A 23,773-nucleotide genomic window follows, 5' to 3' on the forward strand; every position below is an offset into this window, starting at 1 on the left:
CGAGAACGACAGTCGACATGGCTGTCTACACTTACGTACCCGGTCTGCATTTGTGGACGCCGAAGCTAAACCGGAGGTGCCTGAGCGTCAAGGGATCTGACAACAGGCGCAGGTGGAGCGGTCCTTGGCCGAGGCCTCCCGCTCATTGACAGCCTCATGAGCCTCATGCACAAATGAAGACAGCGCCTATATATGAGGACGGTGGTCATGGTCGGCACGGCTGTCCTCGGTGGTGACCGGGGGATGCGCATCATGCTCAACCACCGGATTCTGAGCAGGTTCGGCGAGCGGCTGAGGGCACGGACCGAGGACCGGCACGAGTGGCTGGACGTCTGCGACTGGGACGCGGCACGGATCGCCGACGCCATCGCCTCCGTCGATGTGTACGTGGGCTCACAGCTCAGCGAGGACCACGCGCGCCGGGCCCAGCGCCTCCGCCTCGTCCATGTCGTCGGCGCGGGCTACGACGGCATCCCCCTGGAGGCGCTGGGGCCCGATGTGACCGTGGCGAACACCTTTCACCACGGCGCGTCGATCGCCGAACACGTCCTGATGTGCGTGCTGACGCTGTCCCGGCGGGTGCTCGCGGCCGACCGGGAGCTGCGGGCCGGGCGGTGGCGGAACGTGGCCGTCGATGCCACGCTCCCCTTCGGGGACACCCTGCGGGGCCGCCGGGTCGGCGTCATCGGCTTCGGCGAGACGGGGCGGGAGATCGGCCGGCTGTGCCAGGCGGTCGGCCTGGGGGTACGGGCCGTGCGCCGCGATCCATCGGCCCCGCTGCCGGACGGTTTGCGCCCCGACTGGGTGGGCGGCACGGACCGGCTCCCGGAACTGCTGGCCGACTCCGACATCGTCGTGGTGACCGTTCCGCTGAGCCCCGCGACCCGCGGACTGATCGGCGCCGCCGAACTCGCCGCGATGGGCCCTCAGGCGCTCCTCGTCAATGTCGCCCGTGGCCCGGTCGTGCAGGAGGAGGCGCTGTACGAGGCGCTGTCGGCGGGCACCATCGCCGGGGCCGCCCTCGATGTGTGGTGGGCCGCCCCGCCCCACGCGCCGAGCCGTCTGCCGTTCCACGCGTTGCCCAATGTGGTGATGACACCGCACAACTCGGGACACACGGAGGAGACGTTCGCCGCCCGCGCCACGGAGATCGCGGCCAACATCAACCGTCTGGCGGCGGGGACCCCGCTCGGCAATGTGGTGCGCGCCGGACGGGCGCGGGCCGTGCCCGACGGCCCCGCGGTGGAGAGCGTCTGAAGCGGCTCAGGGGGCGATGGTGAACTCGGAGGTGGCGCGGTCCAGCCACCGCTCGATGGTGGGGATGGCCGCCTCGCTGATGGTCTGTCGGATGGGGATTCCCGGTCGGTTCTCGGTGGGGACGGCTCTCAGACGGTGGGTACGGTGCCGCCGTCGATGACGTGCTCGGCGCCGACGATGGCGGAGGCCCGGTCGGAGACGAGGAAGGCGACGAGCTCGGCGACCTCTTCGGGCCGGTTGGGGCGCCCGAGGGGGATGCCGCCGAGGGAGTCCATGAGCGACGCCAGAGCGGACTCCCGGTCACCGGTCTGCTCGGCGATACGGTCGATGAGCGCGTCGGCCGCGCTGGTCTGGATGAACCCGGGGGACACCGTGTTCACCCGCACCCCGAGCGGTGCCACCTGGTTGGCCAGGCCCTTGCTGTAGGTGGTGAGCGCGGCCTTGGCGGCGGCGTAGGCGAGCGTGCCGTTCCACAGTGGCATCCGCCGCTGGATCGAGGAGACATGGACCACCGCGCCCCCGCCCCGTTCGATCATGCCCGGGATCAGGGCGCGGTCCAGGCGGACGGCGCCGAGCAGATTGTGGTTGAGCTCCTGCTGCCAGATCTCCTCGGACATCGCCTCGAAGCCACCGGCGGGCGCTGCCGAGCCGCCGAGCGTATGGACCAGGATGTCCGTGCCGCCCAGCCGCCGCTGCGCCTCCCGCGCGATGTGTTCCGCGCCTTCCGGTGTGGTCAGGTCGGCGCCGACGAAGTCGTCGTCGCGGACGTCCTCGGGCTGGGAGCGGGCGGTGACCAGTACGGTCGCACCGGCCGTCCGCAGCCGGGCCGCGATCGCCGCCCCGGTGCCCTTGGTGCCACCGGTGACGAGGGCCCGACGGCCGGAGAGAGAGTCATTGAGTGTGGGCAAGGCTGTCCGTTCCGGAATGTGCGCAGGGCACACTCCTTGTGACTGCTAAAATAGAAGCAAGTGACTTTCACATTAGCAGTAACTCGGGAGGGTGTCGCAATGGCAAGCCGGATCAGGCTGGAGGACCGTGAGTGCCCGCTGTCGACCACGGTTCAGCACGTGGGGGAGTGGTGGACGCTGCTGATCCTGCACGACGCCTTCGACGGCTATACCCGCTTCGACCAGTTCCAGCAGAGCCTGAACATCTCCACCAGCATGCTCACCACGCGGCTGAAGAGCCTGGTGGCGGACGGCCTGCTGGAGCGGCGCCCCTACCAGAAGAACCCGGTGCGCCATGAGTACGTGCTGACCGAGCGCGGCCGTTCGCTGCGGCCTGTCGTCGTCGCGCTGGCCGCCTGGGGCAATCAGCACCTCGCGCCGGAGGAGCGTGCCATGATCCTGGTCGACGCCCGCACCGGCGAGGAGGCCGAACCCGTCGTGGTGGACGCGCGCACCGGCCGAAGCCTCGACGACAGCGAGATATACGTGTTCACCGCGGGCCCGGCCGCGAGCGAGGCGATGCGCGCCCGCTATGTCGAACTCGAGCGGCAGCGGCCCGCGCCCGGCACTTCCGCGTCCGAGTAGAGAAACAGGCTGGCTGGAAGGCGGCGATCGTGTCAGAAGAGCGTCAGGACACCACACAGGATCAGGGCCAGGATGAGACGGGGGGTCAGGACATCACGCGGGCCGAGTTGATGAGTCGGCCCACACCGCTGGAGCCCGCGCCCCGCCTGGCCCGTGCCATCGGGCTGGAGCCCGAGGATCTGTGGGTCAAGCGTGACGATCTGATCGGCCTTGGCGGCGGCGGCAACAAGGTCCGCAAGCTGGAGTGGACGGCCGGTGCCGCCCGCGCCGAGGGCGCCACCACCCTGGTGACCAGCGGGGCCGCCCAGAGCAACCACGCCCGTCTGACGGCCGCGGCCGGTGCCCGGCTGGGCATGGACGTGGTCCTGGTCCTCGCCGGTGCGCCGACCGAGGGCATGACGGGCAACATCGCGCTCGACGGTCTCTTCGGCGCCCGCGTCGTATGGGCGGGCGAGGTGAGCGAGGCGGAACTCGCGGCGGCGGTGCAGGACGTGGCCCGCGACCTGCGCGAGCGGGGCGCCCGGCCCGCGATGATCCCCTTCGGCGGGTCCAGTGCGCTGGGCGCCCTGGGCTATGTCGCGGCGGGGACCGAACTCCTGGTGCAGGACCCGGACCTGACCACGGCGGTGGTGGCGGTCGGATCGGGCGGCACCATGGCCGGTCTCGTCCACGCCCTCGGCGCCGAGCGGGTGCTGGGGGTGCACTGCGGAGCCGTCGCCGATCCCGAGCACACCGTCGGCGACCTGGTCGAGGGGCTGGCCGGACAGCCCGCGGCCACCTCCCTGCGGCTGCGCCTCGATCAGGTCGGGCCCGGCTACTCCGCGCTCACCGAACCGGTCATGGACGCCATCACCACGGCGGCCCGCACCGAAGGCATCGTCCTCGACCCCATCTACACCGGCCGCGCCCTGGCCGGTCTCATCGCGGCCGTCCACGACGGCCAGGTGCGCCCCGGGCAGCGCACGGTCTTCGTGCACACCGGCGGACTGCCGGGTCTGTTCGGACACCCCGAGACCCTGGAGCGGGCGCGTTCCGCCGTGGCCGACACCGCCGTACGGTGGCCCCGCGGCTGAGCGTCGCACCGGCACGACCGTGCCCGCACGATCCGGTGTCACTCCGCGCGGGGCTCCGCTCCCTCGGCGGCATCGACGACCGCGTCGGCGCACGTGGCGAGCCGGCCGGCCAGGGCGCGCACATGGTCGCGCAGGGCGTCCGGACACTCGATCACGAACGGGAGGTCCAGCCAGGCGAGTACGGAGGGCACCCACTCCAGCCGCTCGGCCCGCAGCTCGACCCGCACCCACGCGCCGCCTTCCCCCTCCCCGGAGACGGCGGCGTCCCGCGCCGGTTCGGCGGGGAGTTCCCGTACGGTGGCGAGCCCGGGCGGGAGCCGGTGGCGGACCTGGTCGGCCGTGCCCCGGACCCGCAGCGACACCTCGTGCGGATACGGCACCCCGGCCGGCCCGGACAGCACCCGCGCGGCCGGATCGAACCCCTCGGGCACATCGAACGACCCCGGGAGCACCGACGCCGTCTCGATCCGGTCCAGCCGGAACGTGCGCACCTCGCCGCTGGCCGAGCCCGCCCCCGTCACCTACCAGCGCCCGGAGTGCGCGACGCCCCCGCCGTGGCGGCAGCTGGCCGCCGAGGTGCCCGGGCTGCCGGACGACACGCTCGAACGGCTGGTGCGGCTGTCGGCCCCGCAGCCGTGGGCCACCGCCACCGCACCGGTCCGGCTGACCGAGGCATGGGAGAAGCTGCCGCGGCTGCATGTGCTGTGCAGCTTCCCGGTGGCGGAGGTCCGGGCGCGGGTCGGGGTCGTTCCGGCCTTCCGCCATATGGCGACCGAGGGCGGGGCGTACCGGGAGCTGCCCGGCCGGCACTGGCCGATGTTCGACCGGTCCGGCGAGCTGGCGGCGATCCTGCACGACATGGCCTGACGAATCCCCTGGCTGTCGCTCGCTGATGGCACGGCCCGCTGCGCGGCGGGCCGTGCCATTGGCCTTCCCGCTGCCTCGGCTTTCCCGGACCAGGATTCGAGTGCTTGCGACTCTAGACAGGACTGAACATGTATGGCTAACGTCCGGACATGCCTAGACAGGTCCTCAAGCATCAGCGCATCGCCCGCGTCCTGGCCCGTGAGATCCACAGCGGCGCCCTGGAGCCGGGCAGCAGGCTGCCCGGCGAACACGCGCTCACCCGGCGCTTCGCGGTCAGCAGGGCCACCGTCCGCCAGGCGCTGGACGAGCTCAGCAAGCAGGGGCTGATCTCCACCCACGCGGGCGTCGGCTCGTTCGTCACCTTCGACGGCGGACTGCTGGACAACCGGCTGGGGTGGACCAGGGCGCTGGCCGACCAGGGAGCCCAGGTCACCACCGAGGTGCTCCGCCTCGAAGCGGTGCGCGACGCCCGGCTGGCCGGTGAACTCGGCATCGAGGGGGCCGAGTTCATGGCGCTCGACCGGTTGCGGGTGCTGCCGGAGGGCACTCCGGTCGCGCTGGAGCGCAGCCGGGTTCCGATGGTCCCGGCGCTGGCCGACATCCCCGTAGGCGGGCTCCTCGACGGCTCGCTGACCAAGACCCTCGCCGCGGTCGGCATCCGGGCCACGCACGGGGACGAGTGGGCGTCCGTGCGCCAACTGGCCACCGACGAGGCGACCCTGCTCCGCCGCCAGGTGGGAGAGGTCTGGCTCAACACCCGCCGGGTCAGCCGCGGGGCCGATGGCCGGATCGTCGAGCAGGTGACCAGCCTCCTGGACCCCGCCCGCTTCCAGCTGCACCTCGGCTTCGGCGAGAGCCCCGACGAGACGGCCCTGGGCAGCGGCGATGAGGCCGCCGTGAGGAAGCAGCCCCGATGAGGCAGCCCCGATGAGACCGCACACCGTGCCCCGCGACGGGCAGCCCGCCCCCGCCCGACGTACCGCCTTCGCGCACTGACAGGAAGTCCCGATGAACCACCAGCACGACCGCGCGCTCGGCGCCCTCTACGGCCTGGCGATGGGCGACGCCCTCGGTATGCCCACCCAGATCATGTCCCGGCGATCCATCGTCGCCCGGTTCGGCACCGTCACCGATTTCCAACCCGGCCCGGAGGACAACCCGGTGAGCGCCGGAATGCCCGCCGGTTCGGTCACGGACGACACCGATCAGGCCGTCATCGTCGGCCGGCTGCTGACCGGGTCCGGCGGCCGGATCGATCCGCTGCGGCTCGCGCACGAGCTCCTGGAGTGGGAGCGCGCCATGAAGGCCAAGGGCTCCTTCGACCTGCTCGGCCCCTCCACCAAGGCCGCACTGGAGGCGGTGTCGGCGGGCGTGCCGCCGGAGGAGGCGGGCAAGGCCGGTGCCACCAACGGCGCGGCCATGCGGATCACCCCCGTCGGGGTCGCCTTCCCGGACACACCGCTGGAGCCCTTCCTCGACCGGGTCGCTGAGGCGTGCCAGGTCACCCATGACACCACCATCGGCATCGCCTCCGCCGCCGCCGTGGCCGCCGCGGTGAGCCGTGGCATCGGCGGCGGGAATCTGGAGGACGCCTTCGGCGCGGCGATCACGGCGGCCGCGGCCGGCGCCGAGCGCGGCCACTGGGTCGCCGGGGCCGATATCGCCGCCCGCATCGGCTGGGCCGTGGACCTGGTCCGCGCAACTCCCGAGCGGCAGGCCCTGGACCGCGTCTGCGACCTGGTCGGCACCAGCGTCGCCAGCCAGGAGTCGGTCCCCGCCGCCTTCGCCGTGCTGGCCCTCGCCGAGGGCGAGCCATGGCGGGCCTGCCTGCTGGCGGCCAACCTCGGCGGCGACTGCGACACCATCGGCGCCATAGCCGGAGCGATAGCCGGTGCCGTCAGCGGGGCCTCCGCCCTGCCCGACGACGCCCTCGCCACCCTGCGCTCGGTCAACGACCTCGACCTGGAACCGCTGGCCAAGGCCCTCCTCGCGCTGCGCGCCGACACGGCCGAATGACACACACCTCCGCCCCCACATCCGCACCGGAGCGCCCCCGGACAGAAAGACAGGTACCACCATGGCGGCTTCAGAGAACGACCGCGTCGGCTCCGTCGAGACCAGAGGCATCGAACCGGTTCCCGACGCCGAGCGCCACGGCCACGCGAGCCAGATGTTCTGGACCTGGTTCGCCGCGAACATCAGCATCCTCGGTCTGCCGCTCGGCGCGGCGCTGGTCAGCTTCCGTGGCCTGAACATCTGGCAGGCGGCCGTCGTGGCCATCCTCGGGTCCTTCGGCTCCTTCGCCCTGGTGGGCGCCCTCAGCATCGCCGGGAAGCGGGGCGGAGCGCCCGCCCTCACCCTCTCCCGCGCGGTGTTCGGGGTCCGTGGCAACGCCGGTCCCACGCTGGTCACCTGGATGAGCCGGCTCGGCTGGGAGACCATCAACACCACCACGGCCGCCTTCGCCCTGCTGGCGCTGCTCGACGCCGCCTTCGGCATCCGGCGGAACACCGTCCTCACGGTGGTGTGCCTGCTGGTCTTCATCGGCTGCACCCTGCTGATCAGTGGCCTGGGCCACGCCACCATCATGTGGATCAACAGGTGGGCCAGCTATGTCTTCGGTCTGCTCAACCTCGTCGTGATCGGTTTTCTCGCCACCACCGTGGACTGGGGCAAGGTCTTCCACGCCCCGGTCGGGCCGGTGAGCTCGATGGTCGTGGGCGTCGGCATGATCGCCGCCGGTACCGGTATCGGCTGGGCCAACACCGGGGCCGACTACGCCCGTTACCTGCCCCGCCGGATCCCCGGCGGCAGGCTGGTGGCCGCCTCCGCCTTCGGTGCCGGTATCCCGCTGGTGGTGCTGATCTCGCTGGGCTCGCTCCTCGCGGCGGGTGAACCCGACCTGGCCTCCGCCTCCGACCCCGTCTCGGCGATCAACACGATGCTGCCGTCGTGGATGTCCATCCCGTATCTGATCGCCGCGTTCGGCGGACTGCTGCTCTCCAACCACCTGTCCGTCTACTCGGCCGGACTCACCATGATCACCCTGGGGATACGGGTCCGGCGCACCCTCGCCGTCGGCCTGGACGTGGTCGTCACCTTCGCGGGCGGGATCTACTTCATCCTGATCGCCAAGGACTTCTACGGCCCGTTCATCACCTTCCTCACCCTCCTCGCCGTCCCCATCACCGCCTGGGTGGGCGTCTTCGCGGTCGACCTGATACTCCGCCGGTCCTACGACGGCGCGGCCCTGATGGACGTCGGCCGCTCCAGCCGCTACTGGTTCCGGGGCGGGGTCGCCTGGGCCGCGATGATCGCCTGGGCGGCGGCCATCGTGGTGGGCCTGCTGTTCACCGAGGCCAGCACCAGCGCCACCGACGTGTGGTTCTCCGGGCCGCTCGCCCACAGCTGGATCGGGTCCAACGGGCTGGGCTGGGTGGTGACCCTGGTGCTCGCGGCCGTCGTCCACGCCCTGCTGCGCCGGCTCGACGGCACCGTCCGCGAGGAGGCGTCCGCGCAGCCGCCCCAGCAGCAGGTGCTGCCCGCCCCGGCCGCGCGGGAGCTCTCATGAGCGGCCACGACGGCGCCCCCGGCGCCTCCCACGGCGCTGTCCCCGGCGCCTCCGGCGAGGCCACGGGCGGTCGGCTGGTCCTGCTCGGCAACGCCATCGTCGACCTGGTGATGCGGGTGCCCGCACTGCCCGAGCGCGGCGGCGACATCATCTCCCAGGACACCACCCTCACCACGGGCGGCGGATTCAACGTCCTCACCGCCGCCCACCGCCTGGGGCTTCCGGCCGTGTACGCGGGTGCCCATGGCACCGGGCCGTTCGGCGACCGGGTGCGGGCGGACCTCGCCCGGGAGGGCATCGAGGTGCCGCTGGATCCGGTCGCGGAGGAGGACACCGGGTTCTGTGTGGCCTTCGTCGACGGCGGTGGCGAGCGCACCTTCGCCACCAGCCTCGGCGCCGAGGCCCGGCTGACGGAGGCCCACGCGAGGGCCGTGCTCGCGGCGTTGCGCCCCGGCGACCTGGTGCAGATCTCCGGATACGGCCTCGCCTATCCGGTGAACGGCCCGGTCCTGGCCTCGCTCGTGGCGCGGCTGCCGGAGCACACCCGGGTCTTCCTCGACCCGGGCCCGCTGGCCGACCAGATCCCGGAGGAGGTGCTGGAGGCCGTTCTGGCGCGCTGCGACTGGGTCAGCTGCAACCAGCGCGAGGGGCGGCTGCTGACCGGCCGGGACGACGCCCGGGAGGCCGCGGCCGCGCTCGCCGCCCGGCTGGGCCCGCGCACCGGTGTGCTGCTGCGGGCCGACGCGGACGGCTGCTGGCTGGTCCCGCCCGGCGGAGAGCCCGCGCACATCCCCGGCCGCCGGGTGACCGCGGTCGACAGCAACGGCGCCGGCGACGCCCATACGGGAGCGTTCCTGGCCCTCCTCGGCCACGGGCTGGACCTGAGCAGCGCCGTAGAGGGTGCCAACGCGGCGGCCGCCTTCGCGGTCACCCGCCACGGCCCCGCCACCGGGCCGACCGTCGGCGAGCTGCTGGATCTCCTCGACGGCGAGCCGCTCGCGGCGCGGCTGTCCTCGGCGCTCGGGCGGTAGTCCGCTCCTGGGCCCGCCGCCGGCGGCGGGCCCAGGTGAGTCCGAACCCCTGACGGGAGCACGCCTCACTCGGCGGCTTCGGACCCGTCCTTCCCGTCAGGGGTGTGCTCATACGCGGCGAGGACGTGGTCGCGCACCGCGGTCAGGATGCGGTCCGACAGATCGTCGCCCGCGCAGGCCCGTGACAGCACCAACGCCCCGACCATGGTGGACAGTTCGACGAGAACGGATTCCTCGTCGGCCGCCGTGCTCCCGGACGCCCTCGCGTTGCGTTCCATCCCGTCGATCAGATTGCGCACACCCTCGATGTAGGCCCCCTTGAGCGGGTCGCCGGGCTCCGCGTGCGCGGCGTCCACCGCCAGTGCCGCGGCGGCGCACCCCAGCCCGGGGTTGTCGCGGTGCCGGGCGGACAGATAGGTGGCCAGGAAGGCGGCCCGGGCGCCGCTCGTGTCCCCGCCCTCGGGGGTTTCCGTCATGTCGGCGAGGCGTTCGGCGAACGCGGCCGAGCACGCCTGGGCGACCAGGTCGTCCTTCGAGGCGAAGTGGCGGTAGAAGCCGCCGTGGGTCAGACCTGCCGCCGCCATCGCCTGCTCCACGCTCACCTTGTCGGCGCCGTGGGTGCGCACCAGCTTCGCGGTGGCCGCGATCACCTGCTCGCGGTGGCGTTCGGCCTCGGCTCGGGATGCTCGGGGCATGGTCGGTACTTCCTTCTGCGTGTGGTGCCGGACTGGGGTACCGGACGCCGGTACCGCGTCGATGATATTTGCGGCCCATTTTAGATGATGCTAATAATCTATTCCAGCGCACCGCGGGGCGACGGCCTCATGGGCCGCCGTCCCCGCCGGTTGGTGTGCGCGATTCGACACGTTCGACAGGGAGGCCCGGCATGGTTGCGATCGATGGTTCCGTGGTGCTGGTGACCGGAGGCCAACGCGGCATCGGGAAGGCGTATGTGGAGGCACTGCTCCGGCGGGGAGCGGCGAAGGTCTACGCGACGGCGCGGAAGCCCGCCCCCAGCGAGGACCCGCGGGTCGAGGCCGTTTCCCTCGATGTCAACGACGCGGACGCGGTGGCCGCCCTCGCCGCCCGGGCCACGGATGTGGACATCGTCATCAACAACGCGGGAGTCCTCCTGCCCTCGCCGCTGCTGACGGCGGACATGGCCGATGTGGTGGCCACGTTCGAGACGAACGTCTTCGGACCCCTCCGGGTGGCCCGTGCGTTCGCCCCGGTCCTCGCCGCGCGGGGTGGCGGTGCGCTGGTCGACATGCACTCCGTGCTGTCCTGGGGCGCCGGCGCGGCCGCCTACGGCGCCTCGAAGGCCGCCCTGTGGTCGATCACGAACTCTCTCCGCATCGAGCTGGCGGAGCAGGGGACCCAGGTGGTCGGGGTGCACCTCGGACTCGCCGACACCGAGATGGTCGCCGGGATACCGAGTCAGAAGATCTCCCCGGCCGAGGTCGTGGAGGCGGTCCTGGACGGCGTCGAGAGCGGCGCCGACGAGGTGCTCGTCGACGACGTGACCCGGCAGATGAAGGCGGCGCTCGCCGGGCCGGTGGAGGGCCTCACCCTGCTCCTCGGACGCTGACCGCCCGCCGCGGACACCCGCTCGTCACCACCGTTCGACTTCACTCGTCCTGAAGGAGAGAGCAATGCCCCTGTGGCACGTCTACCATCCGGTCGGCGCCTACTCCGCGGAGCAGAAGCGGCAGTTCGCCGCGGACGTCACGGCGTACTACACCCGGGTCGGTCTGCCGAAGTTCTACGTCGTCACCCTTTTCCACGAGGTCCCCGAGTCCTCGTTCCTGGTCGGCGGGGAGCCGTCGGACAACACCGTCCGGGTCGTGGTCGAGCACATCGCCCGCCACCTGACGGACCCCGAGGCGCGGAAGAAGGGCACCGAGGGGCTCAACCGCCTGCTCGCCCCGCACACCCGGGACCGCGGGCTGCACTGCGAGTTCCATGTCGACGAGACTCCCCGGGATCTCTGGATGATCGACGGGATGTGGCCGCCTCCCGCGCGCAGCGAAGCCGAACAGCTCTGGGCCCGGGAGAACCGCCCGGTGGCGTACTGACCGCGGCCGCATCGCGGCACGGCGAGGCCGTCGGCATCGGTCGGCGGCCTCGCCCCCGGCGAAATCCGTGGCGGGCGGGGGAGGGGTCTGATTGGATCGCGGCATGGCCCAGGAAGACACGCGGAAGATCGGAATCCTGCTGTTCCCGGACGTGGAGGAGCTCGACGCCATCGGACCATGGGAGGTGCTGTCCTACTGGACCCGCAATTTCGCGGAGGACGGATGGCAGGTGTTCTGCTTCTCCGCCGATGGAAACCCCGTGACCTGCGCGAAGGGGCTCACCGTCGCGGCCCATCACGCGATGGCCGATCTGCCCGCGCTGGATGTGCTGCTGCACCCCGGCGGCCAGGGGACCCGGCCGCAGCTCGGGGACGACCAGCACCTGGAGTGGGTCCGGGCCCAGCGGCGATCCGTTCCCCTGATGACGAGCGTGTGCACGGGCTCGCTGGTCTACGCGGCGGCCGGACTGCTGGCCGGGCGCCCCGCGACCACGCACTGGGCGTCGCTGGACCGGCTCGCCGAGCTCGACCCGACGATCGACGTACGGCCCGAAGAGCGGTTCGTCGACGACGGTGACCTGATCACCTCCGCGGGGGTCTCGGCCGGTATCGACATGGCCCTTCACCTGGTCGCCAGGCTGACCTCCCCCGAGCGCGCACGTCAGGTGCGGCGTGGCATCCAGTACGACCCGCGGCCACCGGTGTGAGCACAGGCTCTCAGCCGGGGCTGGAGCGGCCGTGCCGCCAGTATCCGAAGAACGCGATGTCCGGCTTGGGCACACCGCGGTCGCGCACCAGATGGCGGCGCAGCCCGGTGGCCAGTCCGGCCTCCCCGGCGACCCAGGTGTAGAACCGGCCCGGTCGCAGGGACGACGTCCGGACCGTGTCGAGGGCCAGCCCGCCGGGCAGGGTGTCCGCCCCGTCCCGGGCCAGCCACCGCACTCGTACGCCCTCGGGGGCGGTGATGTCGTCACGGATGTCGACGGTCCCGGGCACCTCCAGGAAGACCTCCGCCACCAGCGACGCCGGAGCGTCCTCGAGGATGGCGAGGATCGCCGGCACGGCGCTCTCGTCCCCGACGAGCAGCTGCCATTCGGCATGGGCCGGTGGCAGATAGCTCATGCCCATGTCGAAGATGCCCGCCGGGTCTCCGGGCCGGGCGTGCCGGGCCCAGGTGGAGGCCGGGGTGTCGCCGTGCAGCGCGAACTCGATGTCCACCTCGCCGAGTTCGGGCCGGGCGCGCCGGATGGTGAAGTTGCGCACCCACGGTCGGCGTGACTTCGGCAGCAGGAGTAATTCCGCCATCCACGCGTCGCTGGAGAGCTTCGGCATCCTCAGCCCGTCCTGCCCCTCGCGGGGGAAGAACAGCCGTACCATCTGGTCGAAGCCCATCGGCTTCAGATGCTCCAGTTCGGGTCCGCCGAGTGTGATGGTCGAGAAGGCGGGTGTCAGCCGAGTGTTCCGGCGCACCTCCAGCGTGATCATTTGCCGTGATTCGGGCGTGCGCATCTTGGGCAACATGTCGTTCCTCGCGTTGCGTTGGGGGCCGCTCGCCGCCTGGTCACAGGTCCACGACGAGCCGCGGGGACAGGGCGCGGGACACACAGGTGTACATCCGGCCCGCGGGGGCGCCGATGTCGTCCCGGTGCTCGGGTTCGCCGTCGAGCACGGCCACTTCGCAGCTGCCGCAGACGCCTTCGCGGCATCCGGACGCCACGGGGAATCCGGCGTGGGTCAGGGCGTCCAGCAGCGACTCGTCGTCAGGCACCTGGACCGTCCGCCCCGACCGGGCACACACCGCCTCGAACGCCGTGTTGGGCGCGAACGACCTGGGAGCCGGGCGGAACCGCTCCGCGTACAGCCGCCCCGAGGGGAACGCCTCCTCCGCCGCGGCGAGCATCGGCGCGGGGCCGCAGGCGTACACCACGGCACCGGGGCTCAGCGCGGATGCCAGGGCCGCGAAGTCCGGCCTGCCCTGCTGCCGCGTGGCGACGATCCGCACCCGATCGCCGTAGCAGGAGCGCAGTTCGTCGACGAAGGGCATGGATTCCACCGACGGCCCCAGGTACACGAGCGACGCCGGGACGTCCGACGCGGCCGCCGCCCGCAGCATCGGCAGGATGGGGGTGATGCCGATCCCACCGGCGAGGAAGAGGTACTCCGGCGCGGGGAGCAGCGGGAAGTGGTTCCGCGGCAGCGACACATCGAGGGCGCGGCCCTGGCGCAGGAACCGGTGGATGTACTCCGAACCACCCCGGCTGAGGCGGTCGTACCGTACCGCGACGCGGTAGGACTCCCGGTCCGCCGGGTCTCCGCACAGCGAATACTGCCGGGTCAGCCAGTTCGGCAGCGCCAGGTCGATATGGGCGCCCGGCTCCCAGGGCGCCAGCGGGCCGGTGGCGCCCCGCAGGACGAGGGAGACGACGTCTTCGGCGACCCGCTCGATGTGGTCGACGACGGTCTGTTGCATCGTTGATTCACCTTGTGCCGTGGTCAGTAGAGTTTCCGGTAGCCCTCTTCGAGGGCGTGGGTGAGCGCCATCGGGTCGATGTCCATCCCGAATTGGGTGGCGGCGATCTCGCCGACCGACGGGATCTCGTCGGCGAGGGCCTGGCTCGCGGGATCCCACAGCCGGGAGCGGATGAGCGCGCGACCACAGTGGAAGTACGCCTCCGCCACCTCGACGACGATCGCCAGCACCGGGTCCTTGGCCTCGGTCTGCATCCTGGCGAGCACATCGGGGTCGTCCGTGGGGTAGGCGCGGCCGTTGACCCGCAAGGTCTCCCGCAGCCCGGGGATGAGGAAGAGCAGCCCGATCCCGTCGTTCTCGGCGAGGTTGCGGAAGGAGTCGGCGATCTTGTTGCCGGGGCGGTCGGGAATCGCGAGCGTGTGGTCGTCGAGGACCTTCACGAACCCCGGGTAGTCACCACGGGGGGAGCAGTCGGCGCGCCCCTCCGCGTCCGCCGTGGCCATGGACAGGAAGGGGGAGTGCGCGATGAAGAGGCGGAAGTATTTGTCGATACGGTCCTGGATCTTGCCCTTGACCATGGCTTCGGGCTCCCCGAGCAGGGCGTGGACCTCGGCCGGCGACAACCGCCGGGGGCGGGCGCTGGTCTGCGTCATGAGGACTCCTTCCGGGAGGGGCGAAGCAGCGGTCGCGGAGACCCGTTCCGGTTGCCTCCCGCGCCTCGGCCGACGACGGTGGTTCACCGCTCCGCCGCAGTTCATGGCACTATTGTGAGCAATTACTCAGGTCTTGCGCCACTCGCTTTCGAGGCGCTGTGCAGGAGGTGTCATGACGACCGGCCGTCGCGGACTTCAGCCACGTAAACAGCCACGCCAGGCCCGGGCCGAGCTCACCAGGCAGCGCATCCTCACCGCCGCTGCTCACGTTTTCGCCGAGTACGGGTATGCCGCCGGGACCACCAATCGCATCGCCGAGCGCGCCCGGATCTCGATCGGCTCGCTGTATCAGTACTATCCGAACAAGGATGCGATCCTGGCCGAGTTGCTGATCCGTCACCTCGACACCGGGGGCGACGCCATCAGGAGCCGCCAGGACGAGGACGAACCCGACTCCCTGGAAGAGATCATCCGCGGCTTCGCGCGCCCCGTGATCGCGAACCATCTCGACGACCCGCAGCTGCTCCGCGTCATGATGGAACACGGGCCACGGTCGCCCGAGTTGCTCGAGAAGATCGCCCGGCACGAGCGCGAACGGATCGCCTATACCCAGGAGTTGCTCGAGCGCCATCCCGAGGTCCGGGTCGAGGACACCTACGTCGCCGCCCGGCTCGTGGTGTCCACGGTCGAGCTCGTCGTCCACCATCTCATCGCGGCGCCGGACTCCGTCGACACCACCCGGCTGGAGAACGAACTGGTCGCGATGATCACCAGCTATCTCACGGCCGCGCCGGGCGGGGGAGGCGCGGTTGAGCGGCCACGGAACGAGGGACGGGCACCCGGTGACCCAGGTGCCCGCCCCTCGTGATGCGTGAGGTGTGAGGTGTGAGGTGTGAATCGCGTGATGCGGACCGCGGGCGTCAGTCGATCGTGATGATGGGCTTGCGCAGGTCGAACCATGTCGCCAGGTCGAGGGCGCGTTCGATGGTGGCGCGCTGCTGAGTGGTGATGACCTCCGCCGGTGCGTCGAGCGCCTCCCTCAGCGTCTCGGTGCGGCACAGTTCGAGGGCCGGGTGTCCGGAGGTGATGAGGTCGCCCGCCTGGCGCCTGATGGCGGCGAGGTAGGCGGGGTCGAAGCTGCCGGGGTAACCGCTCTTCTTGCGGTTGGCCACGGACTCGGGCAGCACATCACGGGTGGCCTCGCGCAGAATGCTCTTCTCCCGCCCGTCGAACGTCTTCAGCGACCAGGGCGTGTTGAAGACGTAGGAGACGAGGCGGTGGTCGCAGAACGGCACCCTGACCTCCAGCCCGACGGCCATGCTCATCCGGTCCTTGCGGTCGAGCAGGGTGTTGACCATGCGGGTGAGGTGCAGATAGCAGACCTGCCGCATGCGCTTCTCCAGACCGGTCTCGCCGTCCTTGAGTGGGACTTCGTCCAGGGCGCTGAGGTACTGGTCGTGCAGGTAGGTGTCCAGGTCGAGCTTCTCGGTGAGGTCCTCGGACAGCAGGCCCTTGGTGTCGCCGAGCGTCAGTCCTCCGGCGAGCCACGGGAAGGTGTCGGCCTCGCGCCGCTCGTCGTGGAACCACGGGTAGCCACCGAAGACCTCATCGGCCGACTCGCCCGACAGGGCCACGGTCGACTGTTCGCGAACGGCCTTGAACAGCAGATAGAGCGAGTTGTCCCGGTCGCCGAGCCCGATGGGCAGATCCCTCGCCGCGATGGCCGCCTGCCTGACGGCCGGGTCGGACAGGGCGGAGCCGTCGAGGATGATGTCCCGGTGGTCGCACTTCACATGCTCGGCCACGGCGTGCACATACGGCGTGTCGACGCTGGGCGCCACGTCGATCGCGCGGAAGTTCTCCGCCTGCCCGGGGAAGTCCACGGCGAAGCTGCGGACGGTCTCGCCGTGTTCGCCGAGCTTGCGGGCGGCGAGCGAGGTCATGGCCGAGGAGTCGAGCCCCCCGGAGAGCAAGGTGCAGCGGGGCACATCGGCGACGAGCTGACGGGCGATGATGTCCTCCAGCAGCTCCCGCACATGGGCGACGGTCGTCTCCTGGTCATCGGTGTGCTCGGAGACCTCCAGACGCCAGTACGCCTGCTCGCGAAGCCCATTGCGGTCGACGACGGCGATGTGGCCGGGGCGCAGCTCCTTCATGCCCTTCCAGATCGCGTGGCCCGGGGTCTTGGCGAAGGAGAAGATCTCCCGCAGCCCGTCCAGGCCGACCTCGGGGGCGGCGAGCGGATTGGCGAGAATGGCCTTGGGCTCGGATCCGAAGAGGACGCCGTCGTCGGTCTCGTAGTAGTAGAACGGCTTGATGCCCATCCGGTCCCGGATCATCACCAGCTTCTCGGTGCGGGAGTCCCAGATGGCGAAGGCGTACATGCCGTTCAACTTCTCGGTGAGGGATTCGCCCCACTCGACATAGCCGCGCAGCACGACCTCGGTGTCGGAGTCGGTGGTGAAGCTGTGGCCCCTGCGGCGCAGTTCGTCGCGCAGCTCGGTGAAGTTGTACGCCTCACCGGAGTAGACCATGCTCACGGGGCCGTCGGCCGTGTCGACGGCCATGGGCTGCGCCCCGCCGGGCAGGTCGATGACGGCCAGCCTCCGGTGCCCGAGCGCCGCCCTGCCGGTCACCCACGCTCCTGCCGCGTCCGGGCCGCGGCAGGCCATCGTCTCCGTCATGGTGTCGAGGACCTGGCGGTGGGAGGTCAGATCGCGACGGTAGGAGACCCAGCCGGTGATGCCGCACACAGTGATCATCCCTTTCACTCAGCGGGAGATGGTTGCCTGTGAAAACCATCTACCTCTCCGGAGGGGGATCGCTACCGGGCGCTGATCTCCGGGTGGGTGGTATTTCTCACTGGTAAATTCCTGTTAATAGTGAGTTTCATCATGAACGCTGTCCGAAAAACGACGCCCACTAAGTCGCTATTTTACGTCTCATATCCGCGTCGTAATTCATCAAGGAATGACCGGCGGTATACGAAAGAGAAGGAACGGCTCCGTGGCGGCCCCGGCTCTCCGCGATGGGTCGCGGCGCATGGGCGGCGGCGGGGGCCATGAGCCTGCGTGTTGTTCGGCGAGCATGCGGAAGCCGTGCCGGGGGCCCGCGTGGTGCGGATGGCCGGGGGTGCCGACGAGCCCCATGACCTGGGGAGCTAGCATATGAGCGCCACCTAGCTCGAAAGATAAACTTGTGACTCTCAACGAGGACTCGTTCACCAACTGGAAGCACCGCGAGGAGATCGCGGAGTCGATGATCCCCCTCATCGGGAAGCTGCATCGGGAGCGGGACGTCACGGTCCTGCTGCACAGCCGCTCCTTGGTGAACAAGTCGGTCGTCAGCATCCTCAAGACCCACCGATTCGCCCGCCAGATCGCCGGTGCGGAGCTCTCGGTCACCGACACCGTGCCGTTCCTGCGGGCGCTCACCGCGCTGGATCTCGGCCCCTCCCAGATCGACATCGGCATGCTCGCCGAGACGCACCGGGCCGATGACCGCGGTCTCTCCGTCGAGGAGTTCACCGCCGAGGCCGTCGCCGGGGCCACCGGGGCCAACAAGATCGAGTGCCGTGACGGACGCGATGTCGTCCTCTACGGGTTCGGACGGATCGGGCGGCTGGTCGCCCGGCTGCTCATCGAGAAGGCCGGGTCCGGGAACGGTCTGCGGCTGCGCGCCATCGTCGTCCGCGGGAGCGGCGGGCGGGCCGGTGAGGACATCGTCAAGCGGGCCTCACTGCTGCGCCGCGACTCCATCCACGGCCAGTTCCAGGGCACGATCACCGTGGACGAGGCGAACAGCAAGATCATCGCCAATGGCAACGAGATCAAGGTGATCTACGCCGACGACCCGACCTCGGTGGACTACACGGCGTACGGCATCAAGGACGCCATCCTCATCGACAACACCGGCAAGTGGCGTGACCGCGAAGGGCTGTCCAAGCATCTGCGCCCCGGTATCGACAAGGTGGTGCTGACCGCGCCGGGCAAGGGCGATGTCCCCAACGTCGTCCATGGCGTCAACCACGACACGATCAAGCCGGACGAGCAGATCCTGTCCTGCGCCTCGTGCACCACCAACGCGATCGTCCCGCCGCTGAAGGCGATGGCGGACGAGTACGGCGTGCTGCGCGGCCATGTGGAGACCGTCCACTCGTTCACCAACGACCAGAACCTGCTGGACAACTACCACAAGTCCGACCGCCGTGGCCGCTCGGCGCCGCTCAACATGGTCATCACCGAGACCGGTGCCGCCTCCGCCGTGGCGAAGGCCCTGCCGGACCTCAAGGCGAAGATCACCGGCAGCTCGATCCGCGTCCCGGTGCCGGACGTCTCGATCGCGATCCTCAATCTCCAGCTCGCGCGCGAGACCACCCGCGAGGAGGTCCTGGACCATCTGCGCGATGTGTCCCTGACCTCGCCGCTCAAGCGGCAGATCGACTTCATCAGCGCCCCCGACGCGGTCTCCAACGACTTCATCGGCTCGCGCCACGCCTCGATCGTCGACGCGGGCGCCACCAAGGTCGAGGGCGACAACGCGATCCTCTACCTCTGGTACGACAACGAGTTCGGCTACTCCTGCCAGGTCATCCGCGTCGTCCAGCACGTCTCCGGGGTGGAGTACCCGACCTACCCGGCCCCGGTGGTCTGACCCCCGCCGCGGGTGGCCAGGGGGAGGGCGCGCTGGTACACGACGGCTCGTACGGCGGAGACCAGGTCGTCGCGGAGTTCGCTCAACGGACCGGCCAGGATGATGGCGCGCGGATTGAACATACGGACCGCACCCTGATCCTCGGCGGTCCGCTCAGCGATCTGCGCGACGACCTGCTCTCCGGGGTGCGCGCCGTGGTGTACCAGCGCGCACTGCCGCTGGCCACCCGCAAACTGACCATCACCACGACACGGCTCGGCGCCGCCTCGGCCATATACGGGGCGGTGGCCCTCGCCACCGGGGACGTCTTCAGCGAACGGGGGGACAGCCCGGCTGCTCGTCGACTGAGGGCTACGGTTCGGTCCGGTACGCCTCGATCACCGCGAGACGGGTGGTGACGGCCTCCGCGGCGTTCCGCAGCGCCGTCAGCGTACGGGGGACGTTGTGGTGTGCCGTGGGGGCGACGACCGACAGTGCGCCCAGGTAGGCGCCGTCCCTTGGGCCGCGTATGGGCACGGCCACGGCGGAGTAGCCGAGGCGGTGCTCCTCGGAGTCGGTGGCGTAGCCCTGCTCCTGGATGCGGGCGAGCTCGCCCGGGAGCCGGTCGGCGGTGAGGGTACGGGCGGTCATCCGGCGCATATGGGGGGCCAGCCGTGCCAGCGGGTACTGGTCGGGCAGCAGGGCCAGGGTGAGCTTCCCCGGGGCCGTGCTGTGCAGCTGGAGCAGCCGTCCGCCGATGGGTGCACCGGCCCGGTTGCGGTGGCGGCCGGCGTTGTCGATGCACAGCAGGTCGGTGCCGTTCGGCACGGACAGGCTCACGGGGCTGTCGAGGGCCTGTGCGAGGTTCTCCATCACCGGCCGCGCGGCGTGGCGCAGGGTGCGCTGCCGGGGAGCGCGCAGGCCGATCGCGTACAGCAGCAGGCCCAGCCGGTAGTGGGAGCCGTCCCGCTCCAGCAGCTCGCTGGCGACGAGGTCCTGGCACAGCCGGTGCACCGTGGCCTTGGCCACCCCGGTGCGCGTCGTCAGCTCCGTGAGGCTGAGGGAGAGGTCGCCGTCGCCGAAGGCCGACAGGATCAGCCCGACCTTGCCGAGGACGGACTTGGGGGACCGCCCGTCCGCTCCGGCTTCCTCGCCGTTGCCACGAGGTACCGCCGCAGTCGTCACGACATGCCCTCCCCGCCTGCCGGTGTGCCTCGACCGAGGCCGCCATGAGTGCTGAGGATGGCCAATATAGAGAGCTTCTTGCCTGGTAGGAATGGTGGGAGGGGTCGGAATTCGGCGGAGGCCGGCCCGCTCCCGCGGCCGGCGGTCCGCTCACCGGCCGCCCACCAGGGCCGTGTCCACCCCCAGCGGGCCGACCGGCCCGGCGCCACCGGGGGCGGCACCCAGCGGGGCGTCCCGGCCGGGCAGAACCTCCTCGAAGAACCGCCGGTTGTCGGCACGGTGCTCAGGGTCCGCCTTGCGGTCCACGGTGATCGCCTGCTCCGGGCAGGCGACCTCGCAGGCGCCGCAGTCGATGCACTCCACCGGGTTGATGTACAGCTTGCGCTCGCCCTCGTAGATGCAGTCGATCGGGCACTCCTCCATGCAGGACCGGTCCATGATGTCCACGCAGGACGCTCCGATGACGTAGGCCATGTCAGTTCTCCTTCTCGGTGGAATGCCCGGGGAACAGCGCCGCCTCCGGGTCGATGACCGTGGCGGCGTTGTTGACGGCCGTGGCGGCCTCGCCGAAGCCGACGGAGATCAGGCGCACCTTGCCCGGGTAGTCGGTGATGTCGCCGGCCGCGAAGACACGGGGCAGGTTGGTGGCCATACGGGTGTCCACGGCGATCCGGCGCGCCCGCAGGGTCAGGCCCCACTCCCGCAGCGGGCCGAGGTCCGCGAGGAAGCCGAGGGCGGCCACCACGGTCTGTGCCGGGAGGCGCGTGGTGTCCTTGGTGATCCGGTGGCGGATCTCGACCTCCTCCAGGTGTGCGGCGCCGTACAGGCCGCTGACCTCGGAATCGGTGAGCATGTCGATGCCGAGCGCCCGCACCTTCTCCACCGACGCGCGGTGGGCGCGGAACCGCGCGGTGCGGTGCACCAGGCGGACCGAGCGCGCCACCGGGGCCAGCAGGGCCGCCCAGTCGAAGGCGCTGTCGCCACCGCCGACGACCACCACGTCATGACCGGCGTGCGCGGTGGGGTCGGGCACGAAGTACACCTGGCCGCGGCCGAGGAAGTCCTCCCCGGCCGGGAGCGGGCGGGGGGTGAAGGTCCCCACGCCTCCGGTGATCACGACGGCCCCGGCCCGTACCGCCGTCCCCCGGTCGCTGCGGACCACGGGCAGTCCGTCGCCGTCGTGGTCCAGCGCCACCGCACGGTGGCCGAGGAGATAGCGGGTGCCGTATGCCTCCGCCTGCGCCACCAGGCTGTCCACCAGGTCGCGACCGCGCACCGAGGCGAATCCGGCGATGTCGAAGATGGGCTTCTCCGGATACATCGCGCTGATCTGGCCGCCCCGCTGGGGCAGCACATCCATCACGGCCACGCGCAAGCCCCGGAAGCCCGCGCAGTACGCGCCGTACAGGCCCGACGGTCCGGCGCCGATGATCAGGATGTCCGTCTCGACCACCGCCGTGTCCTCCGCGGCGACCGGCTCATCGTTGAGAACGCTCATGGTCGAGGAGCGTAGGCAGGCCGCGATCACGGTCCAATGGAATCGGTCCGCCTGCCGGGACAGCGCCGCGGAACTCGTTCGGGCGCCGCACCCCCGGGCCCGCGGAAGCACCCCGGACCCGCGCAAACGGCCCCGGACACGCGGAAGCGGTGGAACCCAGGGCCCCCGCAGCCCTGAGTGCCACCGCTCCCGCGCCCGGACGCCCCGGGCCGTCACCCGGCGCGCGTCACCTCCACCGTCCCCGTCACGCACTCCGAGCCGTCGGCCTTGAGGATGCGCGCGTCGAGCCGGACCCGCGCGCCCTCGACCGACGACACCGTCGCGGCCCAGGTCAGCCGCTCACCGGCCACCGCCGTGGCGACGTTGCGCCAGGCCACGGACTCCAGCCGGGCGCCCGGCCCGGCCCACTCCAGGGCGTGCCGGCTGAGCATCTCGCCGTGCAGCGTGGACTGCACGACGGCGTCGGGAAACCCCTCGGTGGCGGCGTACGCGGCGTCGTAATGGATCCGGTGGGCGTTCCACGACACGGCGCTGAAGCGGAACAGCTGCACACTGGTGTGGGCGTACCGGCGCGGTGGACACTCCGCCCCGACAGCGGGCGCCGTCATCGGTCACCTCCGGTGGCGTCGAGCACCACGATCGTCTCGTCCACGGCCGCCAGCTCGCCCCCGTCCGGGGACAGGAACCGGGTGCGGACACCCAGCAGGACGAACTCGCCCGACCGCCCGCGCTTGTGCCGCGCGGAGACGACCGCACGGGCCGCCGTGATCCGCGTCCCGGCCACCGGGGGCCGGACCAGGCGCACCGACTGGCCGCCGTGCACCTGGCGCACCGGGAGGCCCTCGGTGCACGGCGACTCCCGCCGCGCCAGGCCATCCGGCCGCAGCTCGTCCTCCGTCGGGCCGTCCTCCCAGCTCATGGTGGCCGCGAGGAACAGGGCGGGCGCCTCGACCGGCCGTCCGTCCGCCTCCAGGGCGCGGGCCCGGCGGATGTACCCGCCGTCGTTGAGGGCGGCCGCGTAACGGCAGAAGTCCTTGACCGTCGGGGTGCCGCAGTCCTCGTCCCGCCACTGCCCGATCAGCTCCCGCGCCCGCGCCAGCACCTCTTCCAGAGCGGGGGAGGACACGACGGCCGCCGTCACAGCGCCGACCTCAGTGAGCGGCTGATGCCGAGACCCGCCGTACGCAGCGCACTGGCGTGGGCGATCGCGTCCACACGGTAGGTCGGCGCCGTGATCGACAGGGCCCCGGCGAGGGTGTTCTGCCGCCCGAAGACCGGTACCGCCATGCTCATATAGCCGAGCCGCACCTCCTCCGCCTCCGTGGCGATGCCCTGCTCGCGGACGCGGTCCAGCTGGCCGCGCAGCCGGCCCGGCGAGGTGATGGTGTGGCGGGTGAACGGCTTGAGGCCGCTCCTGACCACCTCGCCGAACAGGGTGCCGGGGGAGTGGGCGAGGATCGCCTTGCCGGTGGCCGTGCAGTACAGCGGAAGCCGCCCCGCCACCCGCGACTCCTCGCTCAGCCCCCGGTGGGGCAGGATCTTCTCCAGGTACACCACGTCCAGCCCGTCGTGGATGGCGAAGTGGATGGTCTCCCGCGTGGCCAGCAGCAGATCCTCCATGTACGGCTGCGCCACCTCCCGCAGGATCCGCTGCCGGTGCACCCGCTGCCCGATTTCGAACAGCCGCAGCCCCAGCCGGTAGTTGCAGCCCGCCCGCTCCAGCAGCCCCCATGTGACCAGCTCCTGGGACAGCCGGTGGACGGTCGCCTTCGCCACGCCGGAGCGGCGCACCAGATCGGCGAGCGACAGCGAGTCGTCGTCGGGCGTGAACGCCTCCAGGATGGACCGGACCTTGCCGAGGACGGAGTTCATCGAGTCGGGACAGGCTCTGGTGGCGTGGTCGATGGGGACGACGGTCATGGCAGGCACC

Annotated in this window: 27 protein-coding genes; 13 read left to right on the forward strand and 14 right to left on the reverse strand. The window is 71.1% G+C overall.

Going from position 1 to position 23,773, the window contains the following annotated elements:
• Window positions 1–207 precede the first annotated feature (207 nt).
• Window positions 208–1,257, forward strand: coding sequence for a 2-hydroxyacid dehydrogenase (locus tag KHP12_RS00920; protein ID WP_244202770.1), 1,050 nt, complete (start codon window positions 208–210; stop codon window positions 1,255–1,257).
• Between the two features lie 128 nt (window positions 1,258–1,385).
• Here KHP12_RS00920 and KHP12_RS00925 read toward each other — a convergent pair whose 3' ends face one another.
• Window positions 1,386–2,165, reverse strand: a complete 780-nt coding sequence (locus KHP12_RS00925; protein WP_086881713.1) for an SDR family oxidoreductase — start codon at window positions 2,163–2,165, stop codon at window positions 1,386–1,388.
• Window positions 2,166–2,264: 99 nt separating this feature from the next.
• Between KHP12_RS00925 and KHP12_RS00930 the strand changes: the two genes are divergently transcribed.
• Both KHP12_RS00930 and KHP12_RS00935 read left to right on the forward strand, forming a co-directional pair.
• Window positions 2,265–2,789 carry a winged helix-turn-helix transcriptional regulator gene (locus KHP12_RS00930; protein ID WP_086881714.1) on the forward strand — a complete coding sequence of 175 codons (525 nt, stop codon included), beginning with the start codon at window positions 2,265–2,267 and terminating at the stop codon, window positions 2,787–2,789.
• Between the two features lie 29 nt (window positions 2,790–2,818).
• Window positions 2,819–3,862, forward strand: coding sequence for a D-cysteine desulfhydrase family protein (locus KHP12_RS00935; RefSeq protein WP_372455151.1), 1,044 nt, complete (start codon window positions 2,819–2,821; stop codon window positions 3,860–3,862).
• Between the two features lie 38 nt (window positions 3,863–3,900).
• Here KHP12_RS00935 and KHP12_RS00940 read toward each other — a convergent pair whose 3' ends face one another.
• Complete coding sequence (locus tag KHP12_RS00940; protein WP_308016622.1) at window positions 3,901–4,353, reverse strand: WYL domain-containing protein; 453 nt, start codon at window positions 4,351–4,353, stop codon at window positions 3,901–3,903.
• Here KHP12_RS00940 and KHP12_RS00945 point away from each other — a divergent pair.
• From KHP12_RS00945 to KHP12_RS00965, 5 genes are all read left to right on the forward strand, one after another.
• On the forward strand, window positions 4,346–4,729 hold the full coding sequence (locus KHP12_RS00945) for a hypothetical protein (RefSeq protein ID WP_246644221.1): 384 nt from the start codon (window positions 4,346–4,348) through the stop codon (window positions 4,727–4,729). The genes KHP12_RS00940 and KHP12_RS00945 overlap by 8 nt on opposite strands.
• Before the next feature lie 149 nt (window positions 4,730–4,878).
• Window positions 4,879–5,646: a GntR family transcriptional regulator gene (locus KHP12_RS00950; protein WP_086881716.1), complete on the forward strand. Its 768-nt coding sequence runs from the start codon at window positions 4,879–4,881 to the stop codon at window positions 5,644–5,646.
• A gap of 91 nt (window positions 5,647–5,737) precedes the next feature.
• The gene (locus tag KHP12_RS00955) at window positions 5,738–6,745 is read left to right on the forward strand and encodes an ADP-ribosylglycohydrolase family protein (protein WP_086881717.1); all 1,008 of its coding nucleotides are present in this window, start codon (window positions 5,738–5,740) and stop codon (window positions 6,743–6,745) included.
• A gap of 61 nt (window positions 6,746–6,806) precedes the next feature.
• Window positions 6,807–8,300 carry a purine-cytosine permease family protein gene (locus KHP12_RS00960; protein WP_211831248.1) on the forward strand — a complete coding sequence of 498 codons (1,494 nt, stop codon included), beginning with the start codon at window positions 6,807–6,809 and terminating at the stop codon, window positions 8,298–8,300.
• Window positions 8,297–9,331, forward strand: a complete 1,035-nt coding sequence (locus KHP12_RS00965; RefSeq protein ID WP_211831249.1) for a PfkB family carbohydrate kinase — start codon at window positions 8,297–8,299, stop codon at window positions 9,329–9,331. The genes KHP12_RS00960 and KHP12_RS00965 overlap by 4 nt, the downstream gene beginning before the upstream one ends.
• A 65-nt stretch (window positions 9,332–9,396) precedes the next feature.
• Here the strand turns inward: KHP12_RS00965 and KHP12_RS00970 are convergent, their stop codons facing one another.
• Window positions 9,397–10,026 (reverse strand): TetR/AcrR family transcriptional regulator, encoded by a 630-nt coding sequence (locus KHP12_RS00970; protein WP_086881720.1) that lies wholly within the window; start codon window positions 10,024–10,026, stop codon window positions 9,397–9,399.
• Window positions 10,027–10,217: 191 nt separating this feature from the next.
• On the opposite strand from KHP12_RS00970, the gene KHP12_RS00975 reads away from it, so the two are divergent.
• From KHP12_RS00975 to KHP12_RS00985, 3 genes are all read left to right on the forward strand, one after another.
• Window positions 10,218–10,919, forward strand: a complete 702-nt coding sequence (locus tag KHP12_RS00975) for an SDR family oxidoreductase (RefSeq protein WP_086881721.1) — start codon at window positions 10,218–10,220, stop codon at window positions 10,917–10,919.
• 64 nt (window positions 10,920–10,983) lie between these two features.
• The gene (locus KHP12_RS00980) at window positions 10,984–11,406 is read left to right on the forward strand and encodes a tautomerase family protein (RefSeq protein ID WP_086881722.1); all 423 of its coding nucleotides are present in this window, start codon (window positions 10,984–10,986) and stop codon (window positions 11,404–11,406) included.
• A gap of 103 nt (window positions 11,407–11,509) precedes the next feature.
• Window positions 11,510–12,112, forward strand: a complete 603-nt coding sequence (locus KHP12_RS00985; protein ID WP_086881723.1) for a DJ-1/PfpI family protein — start codon at window positions 11,510–11,512, stop codon at window positions 12,110–12,112.
• Between the two features lie 10 nt (window positions 12,113–12,122).
• On the opposite strand, the gene KHP12_RS00990 is transcribed toward KHP12_RS00985, so the two are convergent.
• Genes KHP12_RS00990 through KHP12_RS01000 form a run of 3 tightly spaced genes read right to left on the reverse strand, consistent with a single transcriptional unit; the run spans window position 12,123 to window position 14,528 of the window.
• Window positions 12,123–12,914, reverse strand: a complete 792-nt coding sequence (locus KHP12_RS00990) for a siderophore-interacting protein (RefSeq protein ID WP_244202771.1) — start codon at window positions 12,912–12,914, stop codon at window positions 12,123–12,125.
• Window positions 12,915–12,966: 52 nt separating this feature from the next.
• Window positions 12,967–13,875 carry a PDR/VanB family oxidoreductase gene (locus KHP12_RS00995; protein WP_086881725.1) on the reverse strand — a complete coding sequence of 303 codons (909 nt, stop codon included), beginning with the start codon at window positions 13,873–13,875 and terminating at the stop codon, window positions 12,967–12,969.
• 23 nt (window positions 13,876–13,898) lie between these two features.
• Complete coding sequence (locus KHP12_RS01000) at window positions 13,899–14,528, reverse strand: MSMEG_1061 family FMN-dependent PPOX-type flavoprotein (RefSeq protein ID WP_086881726.1); 630 nt, start codon at window positions 14,526–14,528, stop codon at window positions 13,899–13,901.
• A gap of 172 nt (window positions 14,529–14,700) precedes the next feature.
• Here KHP12_RS01000 and KHP12_RS01005 point away from each other — a divergent pair, with 172 nt between their 5' ends.
• Complete coding sequence (locus tag KHP12_RS01005) at window positions 14,701–15,396, forward strand: TetR/AcrR family transcriptional regulator (RefSeq protein ID WP_086881727.1); 696 nt, start codon at window positions 14,701–14,703, stop codon at window positions 15,394–15,396.
• A 52-nt stretch (window positions 15,397–15,448) separates the two neighbouring features.
• Here KHP12_RS01005 and asnB read toward each other — a convergent pair whose 3' ends face one another.
• Window positions 15,449–17,281 (reverse strand): asparagine synthase (glutamine-hydrolyzing), encoded by a 1,833-nt coding sequence (asnB, locus tag KHP12_RS01010; RefSeq protein ID WP_086881767.1) that lies wholly within the window; start codon window positions 17,279–17,281, stop codon window positions 15,449–15,451.
• A 445-nt stretch (window positions 17,282–17,726) separates the two neighbouring features.
• Here asnB and KHP12_RS01015 point away from each other — a divergent pair, with 445 nt between their 5' ends.
• On the forward strand, window positions 17,727–19,181 hold the full coding sequence (locus tag KHP12_RS01015; RefSeq protein WP_086881728.1) for a glyceraldehyde-3-phosphate dehydrogenase: 1,455 nt from the start codon (window positions 17,727–17,729) through the stop codon (window positions 19,179–19,181).
• Here KHP12_RS01015 and KHP12_RS01020 read toward each other — a convergent pair.
• From KHP12_RS01020 to KHP12_RS01050, 7 genes are all read right to left on the reverse strand, one after another.
• Window positions 19,160–19,303, reverse strand: coding sequence for a hypothetical protein (locus KHP12_RS01020; RefSeq protein WP_244202772.1), 144 nt, complete (start codon window positions 19,301–19,303; stop codon window positions 19,160–19,162). The genes KHP12_RS01015 and KHP12_RS01020 overlap by 22 nt on opposite strands.
• Before the next feature lie 229 nt (window positions 19,304–19,532).
• Window positions 19,533–20,345 carry an IclR family transcriptional regulator gene (locus KHP12_RS01025; protein ID WP_086881729.1) on the reverse strand — a complete coding sequence of 271 codons (813 nt, stop codon included), beginning with the start codon at window positions 20,343–20,345 and terminating at the stop codon, window positions 19,533–19,535.
• Between the two features lie 150 nt (window positions 20,346–20,495).
• Window positions 20,496–20,819 carry a ferredoxin family protein gene (locus KHP12_RS01030; protein ID WP_211831250.1) on the reverse strand — a complete coding sequence of 108 codons (324 nt, stop codon included), beginning with the start codon at window positions 20,817–20,819 and terminating at the stop codon, window positions 20,496–20,498.
• A 1-nt stretch (window position 20,820) separates the two neighbouring features.
• Window positions 20,821–21,843, reverse strand: a complete 1,023-nt coding sequence (locus KHP12_RS01035) for an NAD(P)/FAD-dependent oxidoreductase (protein WP_086881731.1) — start codon at window positions 21,841–21,843, stop codon at window positions 20,821–20,823.
• 212 nt (window positions 21,844–22,055) lie between these two features.
• A complete protein-coding gene (locus tag KHP12_RS01040; protein ID WP_086881732.1) occupies window positions 22,056–22,451 on the reverse strand; it encodes a hotdog family protein in 396 nt (131 codons plus the stop codon).
• Window positions 22,448–22,984: a MaoC family dehydratase N-terminal domain-containing protein gene (locus KHP12_RS01045; RefSeq protein WP_086881733.1), complete on the reverse strand. Its 537-nt coding sequence runs from the start codon at window positions 22,982–22,984 to the stop codon at window positions 22,448–22,450. The genes KHP12_RS01040 and KHP12_RS01045 overlap by 4 nt, the downstream gene beginning before the upstream one ends.
• Complete coding sequence (locus KHP12_RS01050; RefSeq protein ID WP_086881734.1) at window positions 22,981–23,763, reverse strand: IclR family transcriptional regulator; 783 nt, start codon at window positions 23,761–23,763, stop codon at window positions 22,981–22,983. The genes KHP12_RS01045 and KHP12_RS01050 overlap by 4 nt, the downstream gene beginning before the upstream one ends.
• Window positions 23,764–23,773: the final 10 nt, after the last annotated feature.

It is taken from the genome of Streptomyces asiaticus, assembly GCF_018138715.1.
In the GTDB taxonomy this organism is placed as follows: Bacteria; Actinomycetota; Actinomycetes; order Streptomycetales; family Streptomycetaceae; genus Streptomyces; species Streptomyces asiaticus.

Bases quoted from the DNA above. Each gene is read 5' to 3' on its own strand.
- KHP12_RS01030 (WP_211831250.1), bottom strand. From the start codon at position 20,819: ATGGCCTACGTCATCGGAGCGTCCTGCGTGGACATCATGGACCGGTCC.
- KHP12_RS00990 (WP_244202771.1), bottom strand. From the start codon at position 12,914: ATGCGCACGCCCGAATCACGGCAAATGATCACGCTGGAGGTGCGCCGG.
- KHP12_RS00960 (WP_211831248.1), top strand. From the start codon at position 6,807: ATGGCGGCTTCAGAGAACGACCGCGTCGGCTCCGTCGAGACCAGAGGC.
- KHP12_RS00995 (WP_086881725.1), bottom strand. From the start codon at position 13,875: ATGCAACAGACCGTCGTCGACCACATCGAGCGGGTCGCCGAAGACGTC.
- KHP12_RS00930 (WP_086881714.1), top strand. From the start codon at position 2,265: ATGGCAAGCCGGATCAGGCTGGAGGACCGTGAGTGCCCGCTGTCGACC.
- KHP12_RS00985 (WP_086881723.1), top strand. From the start codon at position 11,510: ATGGCCCAGGAAGACACGCGGAAGATCGGAATCCTGCTGTTCCCGGAC.
- KHP12_RS00955 (WP_086881717.1), top strand. From the start codon at position 5,738: ATGAACCACCAGCACGACCGCGCGCTCGGCGCCCTCTACGGCCTGGCG.
- KHP12_RS01000 (WP_086881726.1), bottom strand. From the start codon at position 14,528: ATGACGCAGACCAGCGCCCGCCCCCGGCGGTTGTCGCCGGCCGAGGTC.
- KHP12_RS00980 (WP_086881722.1), top strand. From the start codon at position 10,984: ATGCCCCTGTGGCACGTCTACCATCCGGTCGGCGCCTACTCCGCGGAG.
- KHP12_RS00970 (WP_086881720.1), bottom strand. From the start codon at position 10,026: ATGCCCCGAGCATCCCGAGCCGAGGCCGAACGCCACCGCGAGCAGGTG.
- KHP12_RS01035 (WP_086881731.1), bottom strand. From the start codon at position 21,843: ATGAGCGTTCTCAACGATGAGCCGGTCGCCGCGGAGGACACGGCGGTG.
- KHP12_RS00965 (WP_211831249.1), top strand. From the start codon at position 8,297: ATGAGCGGCCACGACGGCGCCCCCGGCGCCTCCCACGGCGCTGTCCCC.
- KHP12_RS01020 (WP_244202772.1), bottom strand. From the start codon at position 19,303: ATGTTCAATCCGCGCGCCATCATCCTGGCCGGTCCGTTGAGCGAACTC.
- KHP12_RS00920 (WP_244202770.1), top strand. From the start codon at position 208: ATGGTCGGCACGGCTGTCCTCGGTGGTGACCGGGGGATGCGCATCATG.
- KHP12_RS00950 (WP_086881716.1), top strand. From the start codon at position 4,879: ATGCCTAGACAGGTCCTCAAGCATCAGCGCATCGCCCGCGTCCTGGCC.
- KHP12_RS01050 (WP_086881734.1), bottom strand. From the start codon at position 23,763: ATGACCGTCGTCCCCATCGACCACGCCACCAGAGCCTGTCCCGACTCG.
- KHP12_RS00975 (WP_086881721.1), top strand. From the start codon at position 10,218: ATGGTTGCGATCGATGGTTCCGTGGTGCTGGTGACCGGAGGCCAACGC.
- KHP12_RS01040 (WP_086881732.1), bottom strand. From the start codon at position 22,451: ATGACGGCGCCCGCTGTCGGGGCGGAGTGTCCACCGCGCCGGTACGCC.
- KHP12_RS01005 (WP_086881727.1), top strand. From the start codon at position 14,701: ATGACGACCGGCCGTCGCGGACTTCAGCCACGTAAACAGCCACGCCAG.